This is a genomic window from Terrabacter sp. 05T424, from assembly GCF_056396225.1.
On record NZ_JBFTLB010000013.1, the window covers coordinates 62,238 to 82,930 of the forward strand.

Genomic DNA, 20,693 nt, shown 5'->3' on the forward strand with positions numbered 1-20,693 from the left:
TTTCGTATTCGAAGTTCGACGTCGAAACAGTAGCAGCGCGGCGAGGGATGGAACAATGCGTTTCCATGGCAGCGAAGCGACGGCGGTCCGCCCAGCAGGAGCATGCGACCGACGTCGCCACCTACGTCGCGGCCGGCGGCGAGGAGTCGGTCCAGCGCGTCATCACCGCCGTGTATGCCGTCACGAAGAAGCTCGACCAGTGGTACGTCCGGCAGTTCGCCGACCTCGACCTCACCCAGGGCGAGTGGTCGGTGCTCGCCGCGCTCGCCAGGGCCGGCGACACGTGCCTCACCCCGAGCCAGCTCGCCGACCTCTCCAACGTCGCCCCGTCGTCGATGACCCACCGCCTCGACAAGATGTCGGGACGGGGCCTGCTCCAGCGCCGGCCCGATGAGACCAACCGCACCCGCACGCTCGTGTCGCTCACGACCGACGGGTGGGCCCTCTTCAGCGCCGCGGTGCGCGAGTCGAACGTCGTCGAGAGCGACACCCTCCGCGGCCTGTCGACGCCCGAGCGGCACGAGCTCGCCCGCCTGCTCGAGATCGTCATCGAGGGCCTCGACGACGTCGAGGCGTGATGTCGGGTGTGATGTCGACTGGGGAGCGGTCGCGGCGTAGCGTCGCGGCATGAGCGAGCAGAACAGTGCCCGAGTCGCCCTCGTCACCGGAAGCTCTTCGGGGATGGGCCTGCACGCGGCCGTCGAGCTGGCTCGCCGCGGCCTCACGGTCGTCGCCACGATGCGTGACACGTCGCGGGCGACCGCACTCACCGAGGCCGCGGGCGAGGCAGGCGTCGAGCTCGACGTCCGCGCGCTCGACGTTACCGACCACGACGCCGCCCGGGCGTGCGTCGAGGACGTCGTCGCGGACCACGGCCGCCTCGACGTGCTCGTCAACAACGCCGGCCGTGGCGCTGTCGCCACCGCCGAGCAGCTGTCGCTCGACGAGGTCCGCGACCAGCTCGAGGTCAACTACCTCGGCCCGGTCGCGCTCACCAAGCTGGTGCTGCCGCACATGAGGGAGGCCGGGACGGGCACGGTCCTCACGGTGACGAGCGTGGGCGGGGCCGTCGGCCAGCCGTTCGCCGACGCCTACTGCGGGGCGAAGTTCGCCGTCGAGGGCTTCATGCAGTCGCTCGCGGTCGTCATGCTGCCGCACGGCGTACGGGTCTCCGTCATCGAGCCGGCCGCCGTCGCGAGCGACTTCGTCGGCAACGTCGCCCGCGCGGACGAGGTGCCCGACGACCCGTATGCCGCCCAGCTCGCGGCCTACCTCGCCCGCTCGGCCGGGGCGTTCGCCAACGCCCAGAGCTCCACGGACGCCGCAGCCGCCATCGCCGACGCGGCCCTGTCGGGCGACTACCGCTTCCGCTGGCAGACCTCGGAGGGTGCGACGGCCTTCGTCGGGATGTCTCTGGCCGACACCGACGGGAGCCGGGTGCTGGGCGCGACCCGCGGGTGGATCGAGACGGCTCCGAACTAGAGTCGCCGGGTGAGCTACCGCAGGCCCGTCCCGACCATCGGCGACGCGACGTCGGCGGCCGAGCGTGCGCAGGCCCCCGATGCCTGGGCGCTGCACGACGACCTCGCCTCGCTCGAGCGGGTGGTCGGCGCCCGCCGTGACATCCGGCGATACCGCCCCGACCCGGTGCCCGACGACGTGCTCACGGCCGTGCTCACGGCCGGCCACCGCGGACCGTCGGTCGGCCACAGCCAGCCGTGGCGGTTCATCGTCGTCACGGAGGCGCAGACGCGCGACACCGCAGCCCTCATGGCCGACCGGTGTCGGCTGCGCCAGGCGGCGGGCATGGCCGAGGAGTCGGCCCGCGGCCTGCTCGACCTGCGCCTCGAGGGCATCCGTGAGGCGCCCGTCGGTGTCGTCGTCGCCTGCGACCGGCGTACGCCTGCGGCCGGGGTGCTCGGACGGGCGACGTTCCCCGACGCCGACCTCTGGTCGTGCGCCGCCGCGATCGAGAACATGTGGCTCACCGCGCGCGCCCACGGCCTCGGTCTGGGCTGGGTGACGCTGTTCGAGCCGGCCGAGCTCAAGGCGCTGTTGGGCCTGCCCGACGGCGTCGAGACCCTCGGCTGGCTCTGTCTGGGGTGGCCCGACGAGCGGCCGCCCGAGCCCGGCCTCGAGCGCGCCGGGTGGAGCCGCCGCTTGCCGCTCGAGCAGGTCGTCATGCACGAGCGCTGGACCGAACGCGATGCCCCCGTCTCGCACCTGCGCGCTCCCGACCAGGGCGACGTCGTCGGCGCCCGCGACCGGTCCGACGACCTCCTCACCGTCCCCGGCTCGCTCGGGGTCCTCGACGCCGTTCTCGACCGGGTCACCGCGCTGCCGGCCGTGGACGGCCGGGGCACCCTCGTCGTCGCGGCTGCAGACCATGCCGTGACGGCATACGGCGTCACAGCCTTCGACCCGTCGGTGACCGCCGACGTCGCCCGAGCCACTCGCGAGGGCACGTCGATGGGTGCGGTCGCCGCCGACGCGGCCGGCCTGGAGGTCGAGCTCATTGACGCCGGGATCGGTTGCAGCAGAGGCGATCTCGTCACCACCGACGCCCTCGACGAGAGCACGTATGCCGCCCTGCTGGCGCTCGGCCAGCAGCGTGGGCGCGCTCTGGCCGAGGGGGGTCCCGTGGCGCTCGGCGAGGTGGGCGTCGGCAACACCACCGTGGCGGCGGCCGTCGCGGCCGCTCTGCTCGCCCTCCCGCCCGACGACGTCGTCGGGAAGGGCTCGTCGGCGGACGCCGCGATGATCGAGCGCAAGCGCGACGTCGTCACCCGCGCCCTCGCCCGGGTCGGCGCGACCCGCGACCCCCACGAGGTCGTGCAGCGCCTCGGAGGCGGCGAGCTGGCCGTCCTCACCGGCGTGGTGCTCGGTGTGGCCGAGGCCGGTGGCGTCGTGGTGCTCGACGGGCTCGCCACGTCGGTGTGCGCCCTCGCAGCGGTGCGGGCCGAGCCCGCGGTCGCCGCCCACCTCGTCGCGGGCCAGCGGTCGCGTGAGAAGGCGCACGCCGCGGTGCTGCGCGACCTCGGCCTCGAGCCGCTCCTCGACCTGCGCATCCGTGCGGGGGAGGGGGTCGGGGCGGCCCTCGCGACCGGCCTCGTCAAGGACGCCCTCGCCCTTCGACGAGGGGTCGCCCGCACGTCCACGGTTTGAGTCCGGCACGCGCCCGCACCTACTTTGGATGGGTTGTCCACCCGTCCAACTGCCCTCACGAGGGGCTGGGAGCGAAGCATGACCACACAGACCTCAGACCGTCCGCCGACCCCGGATCGGGGCTCCGACCCCGGTGACCGTGCCTTCTTCGGGCACCCGCGGGGCCTGTCGACCCTCTTCTTCGTCGAGCTGTGGGAGCGCTTCTCCTACTACGGGATGCGCGCCATCCTGCTCTACTTCCTGGTCGACACCGCGGCCAACGGCGGCCTCGGCATCGACCAGACCACCGGTGCCGCGGTCGTCTCGATCTACGGCGCCTCGGTCTACCTGCTCTCGATCATCGGCGGCTTCACGGCCGACCGTGTCTTCGGGGCCCGTCGCTCGACCCTCTACGGCGCGGTCGTCATCATGGCCGGCCACGTCTGCCTGGCCCTGCCCGCCACCGCGACGGCCTGGCTCGGCATCGCGCTGGTCGCGCTCGGCACCGGCCTGCTCAAGCCCAACGTCTCAGCCATGGTCGGCACGCTCTACCGCGCCGACGACGGCCGCCGTGACGGTGGCTTCTCGATCTTCTACATGTCGATCAACATCGGCTCGTTCTTCTCGCCGCTGGTCGTCGGCTGGCTGCGCGAGCACTACGGCTACCACGCCGGCTTCTCGGCGGCAGCCGTCGGCATGGCCATCGCCATCGTCTGGTTCGTCGTCGGGCGTCGCGCCCTCGGCACGGCCGTCGACGACGTGCCCAACCCCCTCGCACCCGAGGAGCGCAGCCGGGTCGCCGTGCTCGCCGTCGGTGTGCTCGTCGCCTTCGTGGCGATCGTCGCCCTCGCGGGCCTCTGGCGCGACACGGTGCTCGACCAGGTCATCGACGCGATCTCGATCGTCGCGGTGGCCACGCCCATCGCCTACTTCACGATGATGTTCCGCAGCCCCAAGGTCGAGCGCGAGGAGAAGTCGCACCTGGCGGCCTACCTCCCGCTGTGGGTCGGCGCGATGCTCTTCTTCATGATCTTCGAGCAGGCCGCGGGCAAGATGGCGATCTTCGCCGCGAAGAACACCGTCACGGAGACGGCCGGCGTCTCGGTGAACCCCGAGTGGTTCCAGTCGATCAACCCGCTGGCCATCGTGCTGCTCGCGCCGATCTTCGGCTGGATCTGGACCCGCCGTGCCGGGCGCTTCCCGTCGACCCCGATGAAGTTCACCATCGGCGTGACGATCATCGGTCTCTCGGCGCTCGCCATGGCCTGGGCCTTCGCGAGCTACCAGGGCAACACCGCGCCCGTCTACATCCTCGGCGGCGTCTTCGTCATGCAGACGGTCGCCGAGCTGTGCCTCTCGCCCGTCGGCCTGTCGGCCACGACGCGCCTTGCGCCGCGGGCCTTCGCGAGCCAGGCGATGGCCCTCTGGTTCCTCGCCAGCTCGGCCGGCCAGGCCATCGCCGCCCAGTTGATCCAGGCCATGGGTGGCCTGAGCGACGCGACGTTCTACGTCGTCAACGGCGTCATCACGCTCGTCGTCGCAGGCGTGCTGCTCGCGCTCGTGCCGTGGATCCGCCGCAAGATGTCGACGGCCGAGCTGCACGTGTCGGGTCCGTCGGCACCGGCCACGGTCTCGGCGCACTGACGTGATCGTCACGCTCGACGGCGCCACCCCGGAGGTCGACCCGACCGCCCGGGTGGCGCCGAGCGCCGACCTCGTCGGAGCCGTACGCCTCCTGGCGGGTTCGAGCGTCTGGTACACGGCCGTGCTCCGCGCCGACTTCGACCCGATCGTGCTCGGCGAGCGCAGCAACCTGCAGGACGGCGTGGTGGTCCACACCGACTCGGGCCATCCGACGACGATCGGTTCCGGCGTCTCGGTCGGCCACCGGGCCGTGCTGCACGGCTGCACCGTCGAGGACGACTGCCTCCTCGGCATGGGGTCGGTCGTGCTCAACGGCGCGCACATCGGTGCCGGCAGCCTCGTCGCCGCGGGGGCGGTCGTGCCCGAGGGCACCGCTGGGTCGAGGTGATTCCTCGCGACCGGACGCGACGGCATACCTCGACCCCCACGCGGCGCAGCTGGGACGAGGTGATTCCTCGCGACCGGGGGCGACGGCATACCTCGTCCGGGTAGAGGGCGTACGCGTCGGGTGGGCCTCAGCGCAGGAGCAGGACGGCGGCGACGACGCCCGCGATGACGACGAGCACGCGGAAGAGCGTCGGCGGCAGGCGGCGGCCCACGCGCGCCCCGACGTAGCCACCGACGACCGAGCCCGACGCGAGCAGCGCGATGGCGCGCCAGTCGAGGTCGGCGACGACGACGAAGATGAGCCCGGCCACGACGTTGCCGGCGAAGATCGCGAGCGTCTTGAGGGCGTTGACGACCCGCAGGTCGAGGTCGAGGCCGAGCCCGAGCACGGCGACCATCATGACGCCCGAGCCGGCCCCGAAGTAGCCGCCGTAGACGCCGGTCAGCAGGGCGAAGAACGTCGTCACCGGGCCCATCCGGGTGCGTGGACCGACGTCCTCACCGCCGCGCGACCTCAGCCACCGCGCGACCCACGGCTGCACGCCGACGAGCAGGCAGGTGAAGAGGATCAGCCAGGGCACGACCGCCTCGAAGACGCTCGAGGGGAGGGCCAGCAGCAGCACGGCGCCCCCCACCGCCCCCAGCGCACACGTGATGACGACGGTCCACGTGATGCGAGGGTGCTCGCGCAGCTCTTCGCGGTAGCCGAACGACCCGCTCACGCCGGCCGGGACGAGGCCGACGGTGTTGGACGCGTTGGCCACGACCGGCGGCAGGCCGACAGCGAGGAGCACCGGGAAGCTGAGGAGAGAGGCCACCCCCACCGTCGAGGTGAGGATGCCGGCGCCGAGACCTGCGCCGAGCACGGCCAGCATCTCGAGGGGCGTCACGTCCCGTCTCGCAGCACGGCGACGTCGCTGACCATGACGACGTGGGCGTGCATGGCGGCCGAGGCGGCCTCGGGGTTGCCGGAGCGGATGGCGTCGGCGATCGAGCGGTGGTGGACGAGAGAGTCGGCGGGGCGTCCGGGCTGGCTCAGCGACTCGATGCGCGTCTCGCGGATGAGGTCGCGGATCTCGTCCATCAGCCGGGCGAGCAGCAGCGAGTGGGCTGCCGCGGTCACGGCGCCGTGGAAGCGCTCGTCGCCCTCGACGCCTCGGCCGCCGGCCTCGACGTCGCGCCGCATCTCGTCGAGCGCCTCGTCGATGCGGGCGAGGTCGTCGGCGGTGTGGCGGATGGCGGCGAGCGCGGCGATCTTCGTCTCGAGCGCGTCACGGGTCTCGATGACCTCGGGCAGCCGGTGGGCGTGGGCGCGGATGGCCTCGACGATCCGGCGCGGCCCGGGGGCGTCCGAGATGAGCGTGCCGTCGCCGTGGCGCACCGTGACGACGCCGATCACCTCGAGCGCGACGAGGGCCTGGCTGAGCGTCGCACGGCTCACTCCGAGGCGCTGGGCGAGCTCTCGCTCGGGGGGCAGGCGGTCACCGGCGGTGAGGCCGTTCTCGTCGATCCAGGTCGTGATCTGCTCGGCCACCTGCTCGTAGAGGCGGGTCCGCGTGAGGCGGGACATGCCCGATGTCGACATGAGGCCACTCTATTGACACGTGGACAATTGACCTATTGGCTAGGCCACTGAGCCAGCCATGAGCCTCGTCACAAGGGCGTGGAACCAGGCGCGCTGGCCGCGACCGACGGAGGACTCAATGGGACCGGAATGGGTCTCGATCATCGCGCTCGTCGCACTCTTCGTGATCGGCACGCTGCTGCCGATCAACATGGGAGCCCTGGCCTACGTGGCCGCCTGGCTCGTCGGGGTCTACTCGCTCCAGCTGAGCGAGAAGGAGATCCTCGCCGGGATCAGTGGTGACCTCGTCCTCACGCTCATCGGCGTCACCTACCTCTTCGCGATCGCCAAGAACAACGGCACGGTCGACCTCATCGTCAGGTCCGCGGTCAAGGCGGTCGGCGGCCGCGTCGCCCTCATCCCGTGGGTGATGTTCTTCGTGACCGCGCTGCTCACCGCCATCGGAGCCGCCAGCCCCGCCGCCTGCGCCATCATCGGCCCGATCGCCCTCGGCTTCGCGGCCCGCTACAAGATCCACCCGCTGCTCATGGGCATGTTCGTCGTCCACGGTGCCCAGGGCGGCGGCTTCTCGCCGATCAGCATCTACGGCACCATCACCAACTCGGTGATGAAGGACAACAACCTGCCCTCGAGCGAGATGACGGTCTTCCTCGCGAGCCTCGGCGTCAACCTCGCCATGGCCGTGGTCCTCTTCTTCGTCCTCGGCGGTCGCCGCCTGATGAGCCAGCGCGCCGACGAGTTCGGCGACATCGTGGAGAGCGACGGCGGCACCGGAGGCTCCGGTCGTCCGGCCGGCTCCGGCGGCTCTCTTGGCTCCGGATCCGGCTCCGGGTCCGGCGGCACGGCCACCGCCACGCTGACGCGGACCCGCACGACCGAGACGTTGGGCGTGAAGCGCGACCAGGTGCTCACCCTCGTCGCGTTCGCCGCCGTCGCGGTCGTGGCCCTCGCCTTCGACAAGAACATCGGCTTCGTGTCGATCACCGCCGCCGTCATCCTCGCGATGCTCGCACCGAACCAGCACAAGGACGCCATCAAGCAGGTCGCGTGGCCCACCGTCCTGCTCGTCGCGGGTGTGAGCACGTATGCCGCCGTGCTGACGGAGGCGAAGGCCCCCGAGTTCGTGGGCAACTGGGCTGCGGGCCTCGGCGCCGTCGTCATCGGCGCGCTCGTGCTCTGCTACGTCGGCGGTGTCGTCTCGGCGTTCGCGTCGTCGACGGCCCTGCTCCCGGTGATCATCCCGATCGCCGTGCCGCTCATCGCGAACGGTGGCATCGGTGCTGCGACCTTCGTCGCGGCGCTCGCGGTCGCCTCGACGATCGTCGACGTGAGCCCGTTCTCGACGAACGGCGCCCTGATGCTCGCGAACCGGCCCGACACGATCAGCGAGCCTGTGTACTACAAGCAGATCCTGACCTACAGCGTGATCGTGGTCCTCGCGGGCCCGCTTCTCGTGTGGGCCGCCCTGATCCTCCCCGGATGGTGACGCAATGACTGCAGGAACCCGTGACGCAGGCCCCCTCTCCGACGTGCTCGTCGTCGACCTCTCGCGTGCCCTCGCGGGGCCGCACGCGACGATGATGCTCGCCGACCAGGGGGCTCGCGTCATCAAGGTCGAGGCGCCCGGTCGCGGCGACGACACCCGCGGCTGGGGCCCGCCCTTCGTGGGCGAGGAGGGGCGGCGCGAGTCGACCTACTTCCTGTCGGCCAACCGCAACAAGGAGTCGATCACCCTCGACCTCAAGGACGACGCCGACCGCGACGTGCTGCTCGCGCTCGTCGACCGTGCCGACGTGCTCGTCGAGAACTTCCGCACCGGCGTGCTGGAACGGCTGGGGCTCGGCATCGAGTCGCTCATGGAGCGCAACCCGCGCCTCGTCGTCCTGTCGATCACGGGCTTCGGCCACGACGGTCCCGAGGGCGGGCGCGCCGGCTACGACCAGATCGCCCAGGGCGAGGCCGGCCTCATGTCGCTCACCGGGTCGGGGCCCGACGACCCCCAGCGTGTCGGCGTGCCGATCGCCGACCTGCTCTCCGGGATGTACGGCGCCTACGGCGTCGTCGCCGCCCTCAACGAGCGCCACCGCACCGGCAAGGGCACGGTCGTGCGCACCTCCCTGCTGGCATCCGTCGTCGGGGTGCACGCCTTCCAGGGCACGCGCTGGACCGTCGCCCGTGAGGTCGGCCGGTCGGCCGGCAACCACCACCCGTCGATCGCGCCGTACGGCCTCTTCCACTGCCGCGACGGGTCGGTGCAGATCGCCGTCGGCAGCGAGAGCCTGTGGCAGCGGCTCTGTGCCGCCTTCGGGCTCGACCCGGCTGCGGAGGGGCTCTCGACCAACCCCGAGCGCGTGGCGAACCGGGCAAGGGTCATCGAGGTGCTCGAGGGCGTCTTCGCCGACTGGGACGCCGAGCCACTGCTCGCGCGCCTGTCGGAGGTCGGCGTGCCGGCCGGGAAGGTGCGAACCCTCGACGAGGTGTACGCGTGGGACCAGACTGCGAGCCAGGGGCTGCTCGTCGCGGTGGAGCACCCGACGCTCGGCGCGCTCACCCTTCCCGGCCCGCCGTTGCGCTTCTTCGACGGCGACGGCACCGAGGTCACGCGCCGCGACCACGCGGCGCCGCCCACGCTCGACGAGGACGGCGCGGCGATCCGCACCTGGCTGAAGGAGGGGTGATGGCGCGCCGTCCATGGACCGCCAACGAGCTGCTCGACCTCGTGCTCGACACCGGGTCGTTCGAGTCGTGGGACGAGCCGATCGACATCAGCGAGCAGCCTGAGGGCTACCGGCTCCAGCTCGAGGCGGCCGCCGCCCGGGCAGGCACCGACGAGTCGGTGCTGACGGGCCGGGGGCTCGTACGCGGTCGGCCGGTTGCCGTCATCGTCAACGAGTTCCGCTTCCTGGCCGGGTCGATCGGGCGCGCTGCCGCGCACCGCATCACGGCCGCCGTGCACCGCGCCACCGCCGAGGGCCTGCCCGTCCTCGCTTCGACGGCCTCCGGTGGGACCCGCATGCAGGAGGGCACGCCGGCGTTCGTCGAGATGGTCGAGATCTCGCGGGCGCTCATGGCGCACCGGGCCGCTCGCCTCCCGTACCTCGTTCACCTGCGTCACCCGACCACCGGCGGGGTGTACGCGTCGTGGGGGTCGCTGGGCCACGTGACGGTCGCCGAGCCGGGCGCCCTCGTGGGGTTCCTGGGTCCCAAGGTCTACGAGGCGCTCAACGGCAAGGCGTTCCCGCGCGACGTGCAGACGGCGGAGAACCTCACGGCCAAGGGCGTGCTCGACGCCGTGGTCGCGGCCGAGGACCTGCCGATGCTCGTCGACCGGGCGCTGGGCGTGCTCGTCGACGGTCCGACGCTGCCCCGCCTCGAGCTGCGCGAGGGCGAGCCGAGCCGGCACCTGAGCGCCTGGGAGTCGATCGAGCTCACTCGCAGCCCCGGCCGGCCCGGGGTGCGCGAGCTGTTGCGCCACGGTGCCAGCAGCACCATCCGCCTCAACGGCACCGACGAGGGTGAGCGCGACGCGACCATGCTCGTGGCCCTGACCCGTCTCGACGGGCAGCCGTGCGTCGTCGTCGGTCAGGACCGGTCGCGTCAGTCGCCGTCGACGCCGATGGGACCGGGAGCGCTGCGCGAGGCGCGCCGGGCCATGCGTCTGGCCGAAGAGCTCGGCCTGCCGCTCGTCACGGTCATCGACACCCCCGGCGCCGAGCTGTCGCCGCACGCGGAGGAGGGCGCCATCGCCGGCGAGATCGCCCGCTGCATCGCGACCTTGACGACGATGACCGTGCCCACGGTGTCGGTCGTGCTCGGGCAGGGCTGCGGCGGTGGCGCGCTCGCACTGTTGCCGGCGCGCGAGGTGATCGCCGCCGAGAACGCCTGGCTCTCGCCGCTCCCGCCGGAGGGCGCCAGCGTCATCGTGCACGGTGACGTGACGCATGCCGCCGAGATGGCCGAGCTCCAGCAGGTCGGGGTGCTCGACCTGGCGGCGCAGGGGATCGTGAGCCGGATCGTGCCGGAACCGGCCGACGACACCCCCGCAGGGCTGGCTTCGGCGGTGGCGGCCGAGACCGCCGCGGCCCTGCGCCGGCAGACGCACGGCAAGGCGCACGTGCTCGCCAGCTGAGAGTCTCAGAACGCAGCACGCGGCGCGAGGCCGAGCGACTCCGCGAGGCGACCGAGTGCCGCGCGGTCACCTGAGGCGGCTGCTGCCCTGAGCGCGAGGGTCGGAGCATGCAGCCGCCTGCCGGCAGCCGCGTGCGCCACCTGCTCTGCCGCCTCCGCGGTCAACCCCAGACCGGCGGTCAGGATCTCCTCGCGGCACCGCTGCTTCACCTGCTCGTGAAGCGCACGGATGAGCGGTCCCGCCTCACGAGCGGCCAGGTCGTCGACGAATCGCGCGGCCGCGTCGTGGACCAGCGCCCGCGCCTGCTCGACCGCGGCCAGGACAACGGGGTCGTCGTGCGCGTCGTCGTTGAGGGCCGCCAGCTCCACGACCGTGACCCCCGGCTCCGCGGTCACGGCTCGGTCGACGTTGCGCGGGACCGACAGGTCCACCACCGTCAGGGGGTGGGTGCGGCCCTGCATGGCGGCATGCACCTGGTCAGCCGACACTACGGGCTGCGACGCCGACGTCGCGCAGATCAGCAGGTCTGCGTTCCTGATCTCGTCGACGAGGGCGGCCAGCGAGCAGACGGCGCCCGGGCCCGCGAGCTTTGCGGCGTAGTCCTCGTTGCGGGCGGCGACGCGGACCTGTCGCCCAAGCTCCGACAGCCTGCCGACCGCCGTCGTCGCCATCTGGCCCGAGCCCACGACGAGGGTGCGTGGAGCGCGCGCGGCGGCGAGCAGCTCCAGCCCGATGTCGACGGCTCGGCACGCGAGCGAGCGGCCGTGCTCATCCAGCCGGACGCGCGAGTGGGCCTCCTCGGCACTGCGCACCGCCGCCGGGAGGAGCCGCTGCAGAAGCGGACCCGTCATCCCGGCACCCCGTCCCACGCGATAGGCGCGCCGCACCTGTGCCTGCACGTCCGCCTCGCCCACCACGCGCGACTCCAGGCCGGCCGCGACGGCGAAGAGGTGCTCGACGACCTCTGAACCAGTCCTCACCTCGAGGGTCGGTCCGGCGACATCGCCGGTGAGTCCCACACGAGCGCGCATCAGGTCGACGAGGTCGCGTCCGCCGTGCCGGCCCGGCTGGGCGACGGCATACAGCTCGGTGCGACTACAGGTCGAGAGCACCACCGCTTCGCCGTACCCGGCGTCACGGAGCTCGTCCAGGGCGGCCGGCAGGTCGGCGGGGCGCACCGCCGCTCGCTCCAGCACGTCCTGCGCTGCGTGGGTGTGGGAGACCCCGGCCATCACCAGCTGTCCGACCACGCGGCTCACCTCCGCCCCTCGCCGTGCACGCCGCAACACCAGCACCTGAACCGTAGGGGGCTGACCTCCAGAAATTCTTTGATGCGTCGCGGGGGCCCGTCAGGTGGGGGTGAGGTCGACGAGGTGCAGGTGGAGGGTGCCGCCGGTGGGGGCGGGGTAGTGGCGGTCGAGGCGTGAGCGGGGTCGCTCCTGCCGTTGGGGTTTGGCCGGGGGTGTGTCGGGTGGTGGTGCGGGTGGGCCGACGTGGAGGCCGTGTCGGGTGGTGAAGGTCAGGCCGTCGGGTCGGGTGGGGTCGCCGGTGATGGTGAACTGGCCGCGGTGGTGGCCGTCGTGGTGGAAGGGGCACAGGGCGAACAGGTTGATGGTGTCGGTGGGGCCGCCGTCGCGCCAGTGGGTCAGGTGGTGGATCTCGAGGACGCGGGTGGTCGTGCAGCCGGGGTAGCGACAGCCGCGGTCGCGGTCGAGCACGAGGACCCGGGTGCGGTGGGGAACGACGCGGTGGCTGCGGCCGACGTTGACGGGGTGGCCTTGGGTGTGCCAGACGGGGGTGAGGGTGCCGTCGCAGGTGAGGCCGTCGACGATGTGGCGGGGCAGGCGGGTTGGCCCGTGAGCCAGCCGCCGTCGGTGTCGAGGTGGACCTGGACGCGGTACCGGGCCCGCCGGGCCGCGCTCCTGGTGCCACTCGTGCCACTGGTGCCGGCGTGGTCGAGGGAGCGGGTGGCCAGGACGGTCAGGGCGTCGGCCCAGGTGATCCGGGGTGGGCCGCCGTCGGTGACGTGGTGGTCGGGGTCGAGCACGTCCCCGTCGTTGCTGGTGTTGCCGGCGCTGGCGGTGTGGAAGAGGTGGTCCTTGGCCTCGGCAAGGGCTGCTTCGACGAGGGCGCCGAGGTGGGCGGGGGCGTCGTAGCGCAGCCGGAACCGGCCGTCGGTGTAGCCCATGGTCAGTGTTGCCGGCTCGACGGGCCCTGGGGCCTCGTCGTGGTCCTGCTCGCCGGGCAGGACGTGGCCGTGGTCGTCGACGGTGGCGGGTTGGAGGGTGAAGCTGTAGCGGGGGATGGTGCGTTGCAGCTGGGTGACGGTGGCGGGCAGCTCGTCGGCGCGGCGGGCCAGCAGCAGGATCGCGGCGGCTTGTCCGCGGGAGAGTCCGGCGCGGAGCATGAGCCAGTGCTCGGGTGAGCGCAGGCCGGCGGCCTGCCAGGAGCCCTCGGTCAGGACGGCGGCGACGAAGTCGACGAGGCGGGCGTGGGCGTCGTGCAGGTCGGCGGCCAGGGACGTGACGTGGTCCCAGTCCTGCTCAATCTGCTGCGCGCTGCCCATGCTCCAATCGTACAGGTGTACGAACAAAGTCGAAAGGCTTGTCCACACCGACTCCCTTCTCCATCAACGGAATTGATGGCACGTCACAGAGGGAGCGCGTCGTCTCCCATCGGTCGGGCCGACGTCAGCGCGGCGACGAGCTGGGCGACCGTCGGAGCTGCGGAGGGGCCGTCCGGTGTGTCGTACAACCGGCAGGCCAGGGCCGGCCGTGCCTCGGCCTGGGCAAACGGGTCCATGGCGTCGATCAGGATCGTGGGCGACCCGACGAACCCGAGCCGCTCGGCGTCCTCGACGGTCTCCACCCGCTGCTCCGTGACGTCCAGCTCGACGCCGACCTCGAGAGCGGCGGCCTCGAGGTTGCTGCGCGCCAAGGTCCAGCCCGGGCAGCCGTCGAAGAACTGCATGGTGATGCTCGTGCTCATGTCGCCATCATCGCCCGGTTCCTCACCACCGTGATCGTCACCGGAACCGCGCGGCGAACTCACCAGGCGTCAGGCCCGTCGCGAGGCGGAAGTCGCGGGTGAAGTGCGCCTGGTCGGCGTAGCCGAGCTCGGCCGCGATGCCGGCGAGGTCGGCGTCGGAGTCGCGCAGCCGGTCGGCTGCCTCCTGCAGCCGGCGACGGCGGATCAGCCACTTCGGCCCGAGCCCGATCCGCTTGTGCAGCAAGCGTTGCAGCGTGCGCTCGCTGACGTCGAACCGGGCGCACAGGTCGTCGACGCGGAGCAGCTCGGGCGAGGTCTCGACGTCCTCGACGATGGCGTTGACGAGCAGGCCTTCCTCGTCGACGGGGAGCAGGTGGGTCAGTGCGGCCTCGACCAGGTCGCGGGCCTCGGCCTGTGCCGCGGGCGACTCGGGGTCGGGTGACATGGCTTCCCGGATGCCTCCGGTCAGTCCGCCGCCCTCCATGGTGGCGAGCGACGAGAGGTCGACGAAGCGGTCGGTCATCTCGCGCACCGGCGCCCGCGTGAGCAGGTGCCCCGCCGCCGGCTGCAGCATCAGCCCCACGGCCCAGCCACGGCCCGAGAGGACGGTGGTCGACAGCCCCGAGACGACGCCGTAGAAGCGCGCGTACGTGTCGGACACGACGATCAGGCAGACGGGGTACTGCAGCACCTGCTGCTGGGAGTCTCGCCCCGGCGGCACGTCCCACACGGGGATCCAGAAGCGCCGGGCCAGGTCGCCGAGGCCGGGCGAGACGGAGGCGCGCGCGATCGACCACGTGTGGTCGGTCGGGTCGACGAGGTGAGCGCGCTCGACCTCGTCGCGCGTCGTCGTGTGCCCGCCAGGTCTGCCCGGTGCGGTTGTCACGTGTCGGAAAGTATCAAGACCCACCGACGGTGGGCTGCCTACCGTCGGCGGCATGACCACCAACGACATCACCACCGCGTATGCGCGCCTCGCCGCGCCCTTCACCACCGTCGTCGACCGGCTGGAAACCGCCGACTGGGACGCCGCGAGCCCGTGTGAGGGCTGGCGCGCCCGCGACGTGCTGGAGCACGTCATGACGAGCCAGCGTGAGTTCCTGCAGAAGCAGGGTCCGGACCTCGGCGCCCGGCTCGAGCCCGCTCCCGGGACCACCGACTCCGACGCGGCAGCGACGTGGCACGCGCACGACGCTCTCGTGCAGCAGCTGCTCGCCGACCCCGAGGTGCGCGACCACGCGTACGACGGCGTCTTCGGCACCACCACCGTCGGCCGGTCGCTCGTGCACTTCTACGGCTTCGACCTGCTCGTCCACCGCTGGGACATCGCCACGTCCGCCGGCCTCGACGAGCGCCTGACCGACGCTGAGCTCGACGTCGTCGAGCAGTCGGCCGACGGCTTCGGTGAGCACCTCTACGACGAGGGCGTATGCCGTCCGGCCGTGTCCGCGACGGAGGGTGCCGACCGTCAGGAGCGGGTGCTCGCGCGTCTCGGTCGGCAGGTCCCGGCGTCGGGGGGCGTCAGGGGATGAAGCCGGGCAGCGCGCCGCGCAGCCAGGACAGCATCTCGGGCAGCACCGGCGGAATCGTGTCGACGCGGTGGCCACCGGTGCGCAGCACCACCGACGTCACCGACATGGGCGACCGGACGCTCTTGAGGAACGCGACGAGCTGGGGGTAGGCCGTGGGGTCGTCCTTGCTCGCCATCAGCCACAGCGACACCGGTGGCGCGTCGGTGCGGGCCAGGTGGGCGAGGTCGTAGTTGCCGACACCCTTGGTCAGCGGGTCGTACGCGGGTCCGAACTCCGGACGGAAGTAGCCCATCAGCGACATCGCCGCGCCGTAGGTGTTCGGGTGGTGCATCGCCAGCATCGTGGCGCACCAGCCGCCGTACGAGAATCCCATCGCGGCCCACGAGCTCCGCTGGACCGAGACCTTGAGGTGGGCGGCCGCCCAGGCAGGGACGTCGCGGGCCAGCCAGGTCTCCGTCTGCAGTCCGGTGCGGCCCGGCGCGTTGACGCACTCGGTGTCGAGCGAGTTCGGGGTGTTGATCTGCGGCATGACGATGATGGGGGCACGGACCGCACGGTGGTCCACGAGGTCCTGGAAGGTCGTGTCGAGCGCGAAGCCGCGGAAGTTGGAGCGCGGGGTGCCCGGATAGCCCGACAGCGACTCGATGACCGGATACGTCGTCGCCTTCGTCGGGTCGTATCCCTTGGGCAGCAGCACGATCACCTCGCCCGTGAGGCCGGACTGCTTTCCCGTCACCGTGTAGGTCTGGACGCGCTGACCCGGACTGGGTAGCGGTGGGAGCACCGCCGATCCGTGGAGCGCTCCGCGCAACCGCACGCTGCCGCCGGCGTGCGGGTCGCCGGCCCTGACGACGTGACCGACTTGTTCCGAACCGGATCCGAAGAGGTCGGCCCACGACACGTAGAAGAGGTACTGGTCGTTCATGAGCACGCCGGCGAGGAGCAGGACGAGGCCGTTGAGCAGCAGGGCCTGCCCGGCGCGCACGGCGATCCGCAGTGGCTTGCGGCGCGGGTGCGGCCATCCCGCGGCGACGAGGACGAAGACGACGACGGCGAGCACGCCGACGACGACAGGCAGTCCTGAGTCGGTCAAACCCATGGCGTCAGGGAAACAGGTGACCGTGACTGCACGCTGGGCGATGGCTGCGACCTTGCTGGACGGACTCTGGGCCCTTTCTGAGGTCGGTGTGGGTGTGGCCTGTGAACGCGCGAGCCGAAGCCGACGGGCCTCGACCGTGGCTCACCGCGCCCACAGGTACTCGACCTCGGGCCGCCCGGCCCCGGCATACCTGGATCGCCGCACGGCCACCCTGCTCTCGCAGAGGTGCTCGGCGTAGCGACGCGCCGTGACGCGGCTGACGCCGAGCGACTCCGCGAGTTCCGTCGCCGAGCGACCGCCGTCGGCATCGCGGAGCGTCTGCGACACCCGTGCGAGCAGCTCCTCGCCCATGCCCTTCGGCAGCCGTGCCTCCGTGGCGGCACGAGCCCCGGCGAATACCTCGTCGACCTCGGCCTGCGTGCCCAGCTCGGCCCCGCTCGACACCTGCTCGCGGTAGGCGCGGTAGGCCAGCAGGCGGTCGCGCAGCGTCGCGAACACGAACGGCTTGAGCAGGTACTGCACGACACCGAGCGACACGGCCGCGCGCACGACGTCGAGGTCGCGGGCGGAGGTCACCGCGATGACGTCGGCCCGGTGACCGGCCGCCCGCATCGCGCGCACGACGTCGAGGCCGTGCCGGTCAGGCAGGTTCATGTCGAGCAGTACGACGTCGATCGGCTTGTCCTGCAGGGCTTTCAGGGCTGCCTGCGAGGTTCCGACGGTGGCCACGACCTCGAAGCCGGCGACCCGGCCGACATAGGCGCTGTGGGCCTCGGCCGCGATCGGCTCGTCCTCGACGACGAGCACGCGAAGCAGTCCCTCGTCACCCATCGTCCTCACCTCCTGCCCCCACCGGCAGCCGCACCGTGAACGTGGCCCCGGGTGGTCCGTGGACCTCGAGCCTGCCGCCGAGCCGCTCGACCGTCTGGCTGACGAGCGCCAGCCCGATCCCGCGGCGACCGGCGCTGCCCTGGTCCTTCGTCGACCACCCGCGGCGGAAGGCGTCCTCCACGCCGCCCGGCGGCAGCCCCGGCCCGTCGTCGGAGACCTCGAGGACGGCGTACGCGTCGTCGACCCAGGAGTCGAAGGTGACGTGCCTGTCCGGTCGCGGAGGACCCGTCTCTCCGCCGACGGCGTCGAGCGCGTTGTCGATGAGGTTGCCGACGATGGTCACGACGTCGCGCGTCGGCGCGACGTCACGCGGCCAGCGCGCTCCGGGCTCGATGCCGAAGGCGATCCCGCGCTCGTGGGCCTCGGCCGCCTTGCCGAGCAGCACTGCGGTCAGGGCCGGTTCGTCCACCGAGCCCACGACGCGGTCGGTCAGCAGCTGTGACACCTGGAGCTCGTCGGTGGCGAAGGCGATGGCGCGGTCGGCGTGGCCGAGCTCGATGAGGCTGACGATGGTGTGCAGCCGGTTGGCCGACTCGTGCGCCTGGGACCGCAGCGCCTCGGTGAGCCCCCGCGCCGAGTCGAGCTCGCCGGTGAGGGCCTCGAGGTCGGTGCGGTCGCGCAGCGTCGCGACGTGGCCGAGCAGGCGCCCCTGCCAGCGCGCCGGACCCCGGTTGAGCACGAGCACGCGGGCCGACGTCACGTGCAGCTCGTCCTCGTGGGACGCGTCGTCGGTGAGTGCGGCCGTCAGGGCGGGACCGAGCCCGAGGTCGGCGACGGGTCGCCCGACGGCATCGTCCGGCAACGCCAGCAGGCGCGTCGCCTCGTCGTTGGCGAGCCGGAGCCTGCCGTCGAGGTCGGTGATGACGAGCCCTTCGGTCACGGCGTGCAGCACGGCGTCGTAGTACTCGTACATCTCGCGCAGCTGCTGCTCGCCGAGGCCGTGCGTCTGCCGGCGGATGCGCCGCGAGACCAGTGCCGTCCCGAGCCCCGACAGGAGGGCGGCCACGAGTCCGGCGAGGAGCAACCCCGGCAGCTGGGCGCGGACGCGCTCGCCGACGGCCGACTTGCGGATGCCGACGGAGACGAGCGCGACGACCTTGCCGGCGTCGGTGACCGGCACGACGACGCGCGAGGACGGCCCGAGCGTGCCGGTGTAGTCCTCCTCGACGACGCCACCGGCGAGCGCGTCCTCGGTGTGGCCGATGAACTTCTTGCCGATCTGGGTCGGGTCCGGGTGGGTGTAGCGGATCGCGTCGCGGCTCATGACGACGACGAAGTCGGTCTGCGACTGCTGTTGCACGCGCAGGGCGTACGCCTGGAGGGCCGCTGTGGGGGCAGCCCCCTGGACGGCCGTGATGACGTCGGGGGTGGCCGCCACCGTGCGGGCCACGGCGAGCGCGCGGGCCAGGGCCTCCTGGTCACCGGCCCGCTGGGCCTGCACGAAGGCCCCGGCGAGCCCCGCCGCCACGACGAGCACGGCGACGATCACCTGCAGCGCGAACGTCTGGCCGGCGACGCTCCAGCGACCGGGCGCACCCAGCGCGCGGGTAAGGGGACCGGGAGACGAGCTCAACGGCATACGCCCTGCCGCGAGAACTCAATGAACACAATCGTGACCCTAGTCACTGGGCACGGCAGCCTCGTCACATTCACCGGTCCCGCGCCCAGCGCGTGGACCCAGCCAACGGAGGTCACCGTGAGTTCCACCGCCGACAGCGCCGTCGACGCCCACCCGGGCTCGACCCCCAAGCGCGACCGCACCCATTTCCTCTACATCGCCGTCGTCGTCGCCATGGTGCTCGGCATCGCGGTCGGGTACTTCTTCCCCGACTTCGGCAAGAGCCTCAAGCCGCTCGGCACCGGGTTCGTCAACCTCATCAAGATGATGATCACGCCGATCATCTTCTGCACGATCGTGCTCGGCATCGGCTCGGTGCGCAAGGCCGCCCAGGTCGGCAAGGTCGGCGGCCTCGCCCTCGGCTACTTCGTCGTCATGTCGACGATCGCCCTGGGCCTCGGCCTCGTCGTCGGCAACATCATCCACCCGGGTGACGGACTCAACCTCACGGCCGCGGTTGCCGGTGCCGGCACGTCCCAGGTCGACGCCAAGGCGGAGGGCCCGGTCGAGTTCCTGCTCGGACTCATCCCCGACACGCTCGTCTCCGCCCTCACCTCCGGTTCGGTGCTCCAGGCCCTGCTCATCGCCCTCCTCGTCGGCTTCGCGCTGCAGAAGATGGGCAAGGCCGGCGAGCCGATCCTCGGCGGCATCAAGCACCTCGAGCGCCTCGTCTTCCGCCTCATGGCAATGATCATGTGGGTCGCCCCGGTGGGCGCGTTCGGCGCCATGGCAGCCCTCGTCGGTGCCACCGGCATCGGCTCGCTGAAGAGCCTGGCCGTGCTCATGGGTGCCTTCTACCTGACGTGCTTCATCTTCGTCTTCGCCTTCCTCGGGTCGATCCTCAAGCTCGTGACCGGGTTCGGCGTGTGGTCGCTGCTCAAGTACCTCGGCCGCGAGTTCCTCCTCATCCTGTCGACGTCGTCGTCCGAGTCGGCCCTGCCGCGGCTCATCGCGAAGATGGAGCACCTCGGTGTCTCCCGCCCGGTCGTGGGCATCACCGTGCCGACCGGCTACTCCTTCAACCTCGACGGCACCGCGATCTACCTGACGATGGCCAGCCTCTTCATCGCCGAGGCCATGGACAAGCCGTTCTCGATCGGTCAGCAGATCGGCCTGCTCGTCTTCATGATCATCGCGAGCAAGGGTGCCGCTGGTGTCAGCGGTGCGGGCCTCGCGACCCTCGCCGGCGGCCTCCAGTCGCACCGCCCCGACCTCGTGCCGGGCGTCGGCTTCATCGTCGGCATCGACCGCCTCATGAGCGAGGCGCGCGCCCTGACGAACTTCGCCGGCAACGCCATCGCGACGGTCATCATCGGCACCTGGGTCGGCGAGATCGACCGCGACAAGGCGGCCCGGGTGCTGTCGGGCCAGGACCGCTTCGACGAGTCGAGCATGCTCGACGCCGGCCACGACACCGTGCCCTCCGACCTCGACGCCCCGCAGCGCGAGCCGGAGCTCGTCGGCGGCCGCTGAGCGCGACGGCACCATCCGCACCAACGCCGCGACCCGGCATACCGAGGAGGTATGCCGGGTCGCGGCGTCTCGTGTCCCATCTCACCCCCGCACGGGCCCGGCACGGGAACCACTGCCACGCAAGGGGTTTCGGGAACCTCTGTGGTACGCCCCACGTTGACTTACGCCCCTCGTTTTGCCTCTCGGCGGCCCAAGGGGGCAAG

At 71.9% G+C, this 20,693-nt stretch carries 19 protein-coding genes and 1 pseudogene; 10 read left to right on the forward strand and 10 right to left on the reverse strand.

From position 1 onward, the window contains the following. Nucleotides 1–65: 65 nt before the first annotated feature. From AC1DE0_RS20335 to AC1DE0_RS20355, 5 genes and pseudogenes are all read left to right on the forward strand, one after another. Nucleotides 66–578, forward strand: coding sequence for a MarR family winged helix-turn-helix transcriptional regulator (locus AC1DE0_RS20335; RefSeq protein ID WP_442291351.1), 513 nt, complete (start codon nt 66–68; stop codon nt 576–578). A 49-nt stretch (nt 579–627) separates the two neighbouring features. Further along, nucleotides 628–1,482, forward strand: coding sequence for an SDR family NAD(P)-dependent oxidoreductase (locus AC1DE0_RS20340; protein ID WP_478104975.1), 855 nt, complete (start codon nt 628–630; stop codon nt 1,480–1,482). A gap of 9 nt (nt 1,483–1,491) precedes the next feature. Next, nucleotides 1,492–3,165, forward strand: a complete 1,674-nt coding sequence (bluB, locus tag AC1DE0_RS20345) for a 5,6-dimethylbenzimidazole synthase (RefSeq protein WP_478104976.1) — start codon at nt 1,492–1,494, stop codon at nt 3,163–3,165. Between the two features lie 78 nt (nt 3,166–3,243). Beyond that, nucleotides 3,244–4,788 (forward strand): peptide MFS transporter, encoded by a 1,545-nt coding sequence (locus tag AC1DE0_RS20350; RefSeq protein ID WP_478104979.1) that lies wholly within the window; start codon nt 3,244–3,246, stop codon nt 4,786–4,788. 1 nt (nt 4,789) lies between these two features. Next, a pseudogene (locus AC1DE0_RS20355) lies at nt 4,790–5,158 on the forward strand (gamma carbonic anhydrase family protein); the annotation flags it as partial. 145 nt (nt 5,159–5,303) lie between these two features. Here the strand turns inward: AC1DE0_RS20355 and AC1DE0_RS20360 are convergent. After that, the gene (locus AC1DE0_RS20360) at nt 5,304–6,065 is read right to left on the reverse strand and encodes a sulfite exporter TauE/SafE family protein (RefSeq protein ID WP_478104983.1); all 762 of its coding nucleotides are present in this window, start codon (nt 6,063–6,065) and stop codon (nt 5,304–5,306) included. After that, nucleotides 6,062–6,760 carry a FadR/GntR family transcriptional regulator gene (locus AC1DE0_RS20365; RefSeq protein WP_478104986.1) on the reverse strand — a complete coding sequence of 233 codons (699 nt, stop codon included), beginning with the start codon at nt 6,758–6,760 and terminating at the stop codon, nt 6,062–6,064. The genes AC1DE0_RS20360 and AC1DE0_RS20365 overlap by 4 nt, the downstream gene beginning before the upstream one ends. A gap of 118 nt (nt 6,761–6,878) precedes the next feature. Here AC1DE0_RS20365 and AC1DE0_RS20370 point away from each other — a divergent pair, with 118 nt between their 5' ends. Genes AC1DE0_RS20370 through AC1DE0_RS20380 form a run of 3 tightly spaced genes read left to right on the forward strand, consistent with a single transcriptional unit; the run spans nt 6,879 to nt 10,889 of the window. Further along, nucleotides 6,879–8,246: an SLC13 family permease gene (locus AC1DE0_RS20370; protein WP_478105072.1), complete on the forward strand. Its 1,368-nt coding sequence runs from the start codon at nt 6,879–6,881 to the stop codon at nt 8,244–8,246. Nucleotides 8,247–8,250: 4 nt separating this feature from the next. Then, a complete protein-coding gene (locus tag AC1DE0_RS20375; RefSeq protein WP_478104989.1) occupies nt 8,251–9,438 on the forward strand; it encodes a CaiB/BaiF CoA transferase family protein in 1,188 nt (395 codons plus the stop codon). Further along, nucleotides 9,438–10,889 (forward strand): carboxyl transferase domain-containing protein, encoded by a 1,452-nt coding sequence (locus tag AC1DE0_RS20380; protein ID WP_478104993.1) that lies wholly within the window; start codon nt 9,438–9,440, stop codon nt 10,887–10,889. The genes AC1DE0_RS20375 and AC1DE0_RS20380 overlap by 1 nt, the downstream gene beginning before the upstream one ends. Before the next feature lie 5 nt (nt 10,890–10,894). On the opposite strand, the gene hemA is transcribed toward AC1DE0_RS20380, so the two are convergent. From hemA to AC1DE0_RS20405, 5 genes are all read right to left on the reverse strand, one after another. Further along, complete coding sequence (gene hemA, locus AC1DE0_RS20385; protein ID WP_478104997.1) at nt 10,895–12,148, reverse strand: glutamyl-tRNA reductase; 1,254 nt, start codon at nt 12,146–12,148, stop codon at nt 10,895–10,897. A gap of 90 nt (nt 12,149–12,238) precedes the next feature. Continuing rightward, a complete protein-coding gene (locus AC1DE0_RS20390; RefSeq protein WP_478105000.1) occupies nt 12,239–12,607 on the reverse strand; it encodes an HNH endonuclease signature motif containing protein in 369 nt (122 codons plus the stop codon). Beyond that, nucleotides 12,535–13,455, reverse strand: a complete 921-nt coding sequence (locus tag AC1DE0_RS20395; RefSeq protein WP_478105003.1) for a hypothetical protein — start codon at nt 13,453–13,455, stop codon at nt 12,535–12,537. The genes AC1DE0_RS20390 and AC1DE0_RS20395 overlap by 73 nt, the downstream gene beginning before the upstream one ends. A gap of 83 nt (nt 13,456–13,538) precedes the next feature. Continuing rightward, nucleotides 13,539–13,877, reverse strand: coding sequence for a thioredoxin family protein (locus tag AC1DE0_RS20400; protein WP_478105007.1), 339 nt, complete (start codon nt 13,875–13,877; stop codon nt 13,539–13,541). A 37-nt stretch (nt 13,878–13,914) separates the two neighbouring features. Next, a complete protein-coding gene (locus AC1DE0_RS20405) occupies nt 13,915–14,763 on the reverse strand; it encodes a helix-turn-helix domain-containing protein (protein ID WP_478105010.1) in 849 nt (282 codons plus the stop codon). A 52-nt stretch (nt 14,764–14,815) separates the two neighbouring features. On the opposite strand from AC1DE0_RS20405, the gene AC1DE0_RS20410 reads away from it, so the two are divergent. Then, a complete protein-coding gene (locus AC1DE0_RS20410; RefSeq protein WP_478105014.1) occupies nt 14,816–15,409 on the forward strand; it encodes a maleylpyruvate isomerase family mycothiol-dependent enzyme in 594 nt (197 codons plus the stop codon). On the opposite strand, the gene AC1DE0_RS20415 is transcribed toward AC1DE0_RS20410, so the two are convergent. The 3 genes from AC1DE0_RS20415 to AC1DE0_RS20425 all read right to left on the reverse strand — a co-directional run bounded on the left by AC1DE0_RS20415 (nt 15,399) and on the right by AC1DE0_RS20425 (nt 18,972). Next, nucleotides 15,399–16,508 (reverse strand): alpha/beta hydrolase, encoded by a 1,110-nt coding sequence (locus AC1DE0_RS20415; RefSeq protein ID WP_478105017.1) that lies wholly within the window; start codon nt 16,506–16,508, stop codon nt 15,399–15,401. The genes AC1DE0_RS20410 and AC1DE0_RS20415 overlap by 11 nt on opposite strands. 141 nt (nt 16,509–16,649) lie before the next feature. Further along, entirely contained in the window at nt 16,650–17,339 is a 690-nt protein-coding gene (locus tag AC1DE0_RS20420) for a response regulator (RefSeq protein WP_478105021.1), read from the reverse strand. Continuing rightward, nucleotides 17,332–18,972: a sensor histidine kinase gene (locus AC1DE0_RS20425; RefSeq protein WP_478105023.1), complete on the reverse strand. Its 1,641-nt coding sequence runs from the start codon at nt 18,970–18,972 to the stop codon at nt 17,332–17,334. Before AC1DE0_RS20425 ends, AC1DE0_RS20420 begins: the two co-directional genes overlap by 8 nt. Before the next feature lie 123 nt (nt 18,973–19,095). Here AC1DE0_RS20425 and AC1DE0_RS20430 point away from each other — a divergent pair, with 123 nt between their 5' ends. After that, a complete protein-coding gene (locus AC1DE0_RS20430; RefSeq protein WP_478105027.1) occupies nt 19,096–20,490 on the forward strand; it encodes a cation:dicarboxylate symporter family transporter in 1,395 nt (464 codons plus the stop codon). Nucleotides 20,491–20,693 lie beyond the last annotated feature (203 nt).

Excerpts from the sequence above, each read along its gene's own strand:
- AC1DE0_RS20415 (WP_478105017.1), bottom strand. The coding sequence starts at position 16,508 with ATGGGTTTGACCGACTCAGGACTGCCTGTCGTCGTCGGCGTGCTCGCC.
- AC1DE0_RS20340 (WP_478104975.1), top strand. The coding sequence starts at position 628 with ATGAGCGAGCAGAACAGTGCCCGAGTCGCCCTCGTCACCGGAAGCTCT.
- AC1DE0_RS20370 (WP_478105072.1), top strand. The coding sequence starts at position 6,879 with ATGGGACCGGAATGGGTCTCGATCATCGCGCTCGTCGCACTCTTCGTG.
- AC1DE0_RS20380 (WP_478104993.1), top strand. The coding sequence starts at position 9,438 with ATGGCGCGCCGTCCATGGACCGCCAACGAGCTGCTCGACCTCGTGCTC.
- AC1DE0_RS20400 (WP_478105007.1), bottom strand. The coding sequence starts at position 13,877 with ATGAGCACGAGCATCACCATGCAGTTCTTCGACGGCTGCCCGGGCTGG.
- AC1DE0_RS20395 (WP_478105003.1), bottom strand. The coding sequence starts at position 13,455 with ATGGGCAGCGCGCAGCAGATTGAGCAGGACTGGGACCACGTCACGTCC.
- AC1DE0_RS20350 (WP_478104979.1), top strand. The coding sequence starts at position 3,244 with ATGACCACACAGACCTCAGACCGTCCGCCGACCCCGGATCGGGGCTCC.
- AC1DE0_RS20410 (WP_478105014.1), top strand. The coding sequence starts at position 14,816 with ATGACCACCAACGACATCACCACCGCGTATGCGCGCCTCGCCGCGCCC.
- AC1DE0_RS20420 (WP_478105021.1), bottom strand. The coding sequence starts at position 17,339 with ATGGGTGACGAGGGACTGCTTCGCGTGCTCGTCGTCGAGGACGAGCCG.
- AC1DE0_RS20365 (WP_478104986.1), bottom strand. The coding sequence starts at position 6,760 with ATGTCGACATCGGGCATGTCCCGCCTCACGCGGACCCGCCTCTACGAG.
- AC1DE0_RS20335 (WP_442291351.1), top strand. The coding sequence starts at position 66 with ATGGCAGCGAAGCGACGGCGGTCCGCCCAGCAGGAGCATGCGACCGAC.
- AC1DE0_RS20375 (WP_478104989.1), top strand. The coding sequence starts at position 8,251 with ATGACTGCAGGAACCCGTGACGCAGGCCCCCTCTCCGACGTGCTCGTC.